The 1,713-nt window shown below is 36.5% G+C and carries 1 protein-coding gene; it reads left to right on the top strand.

The genetic code is table 11. The annotated features are described in order from the left end of the window. Positions 1–1,713, top strand: a 1,713-nt coding sequence (locus WBN20_RS06455) for a triple tyrosine motif-containing protein (protein ID WP_424281118.1), incomplete at both ends; no start/stop codon positions are given.

The following is a 1,713-nucleotide window of genomic DNA, read 5'->3' as shown; positions in this document are numbered from 1 at the left end:
CCCTTTATTATTCCCCTGATAATATTCTTTGGATTGGCACTAATGGAGGAGGCCTGAATGCCCTGGATTTAAATAGCAAAAAATTCTTTCATTTTACGGTTGAGGATGGTCTTGCTAATGATGTAATCTATGCCATAATGCCCGATAGTAACGGAAATCTGTGGTTAAGCTCTAACAAGGGCATTACAAGGTTTACAAAGGGTTCTAATTTAGAGGCCAGTCCGGTAATAGTGAATTATACAAATTATGACGGATTAGCCACAGAATTTAATACTGGGGCCTATTACAAAGATTTAGATGGCAACTTATATTTTGGAGGCCTGGAGGGTTTTTATTGGTTTAAGCCCGATGAGATAAAGGTAAATAGCATCTTACCAAAAACCAGTATTACAAGTTTGGAAGTATTAAACGAACCATACCCTATGAAAAAGGGATTAACCCTTGGTCATACACAGAATACACTCTCGTTTACCTTCTCCAGTATGCAATATGCACTTCCCGAAAAGAATCATTATCAGTATAAACTGGTGAATTATGATGAGGACTGGGTATATGTCGGGAATAATAATTTTGCGCGCTACTCTTATCTGCCGCCAGGTGACTATGAATTATTGGTGAAGTCCAGTAATTATGATGGCATTTGGAATGAAACACCCGCCCGTTTTGCTTTTAAAATAGCCTTTCCGTGGTATTGGAATCCGGTGACAAAATTGATCTATATCATATTATTTCTTTGGGCAATGTATGGAGTTTACAGCTATTTTAAATGGCGGTGGAGGATGAAACTCGATTTGGAACTCAAAGATGAGGAAGCATCACGCTTACAGAAACTGAATGATTTCAAATCTAAATTGTACACTGATATTTCTCACGAATTTAGAACGCCATTAACCCTGATTTCTGGTCCCGTTGATGCTAAACTTAGCGAAGGTAGTTTGTCAGATAGAGATTTTGAAAGTTTTACCATGATAAAGCGAAATACAAATAGGCTATTGACCCTTGTAGACCAGTTATTAAATATGGCTAAACTGGAAAAAGGTAAACTGTCGCTAAAAGTAAAAGAAGGAAATTTGGGGTTATTTATTGGCGCCATTTCGAGTTCATTTAAATTACGCGCTGCACAAAAAAATATTGATTATCAAATTAAGGTTGATAAACTTCAAATCTGCATGTATGACGAGGATGCTATGGAAAAAATATTGACAAACCTGCTTACAAATGCATTAAAATATTGTCCGGAAGAAGGTTTATGTGAATTTAATGCCCGTAGAGAAAATTCCACGGTAGTAATTAGTGTTAAAAATACGATTGAAAATTTATCCGAAATTGAAGTAGATAGGTTGTTTACACGTTTTTATCAAAAAGATGAGTATGCTGAAGGTATAGGGGTTGGACTGTCACTGGTAAAAGAACTGGTAAACTTATATAGAGGAGAGGTTTCGGTAAGAATAGAAGACCATAATATGATTCATTTTAGAGTTATACTACCTCTTGAGAGGGAGCTTTTTGAATCGGCAGAAATTTTGAGCACAACGGAAGTGAATGAGAAATTGACGGGTCTGGCAGATAGGGTTGGTTTAAATAAAGCTTCCAACGCACTTTCAAACAGGACTAAGGAAAAATTACCGCTGGTTTTGATTGTAGAAGATCATAAAGAGATACGCGATTTCCTGAAATCAGCATGGGATAAAAAATATCAGTTATACGAAGCTG

Source organism: Eudoraea sp. (assembly GCF_049665975.1).
Lineage (GTDB): Bacteria > Bacteroidota > Bacteroidia > Flavobacteriales > Flavobacteriaceae > Eudoraea.
The sequence above is the reverse complement of the archived record's forward strand: the minus strand, read 5'-3'. Positions and strand labels throughout refer to the sequence as shown.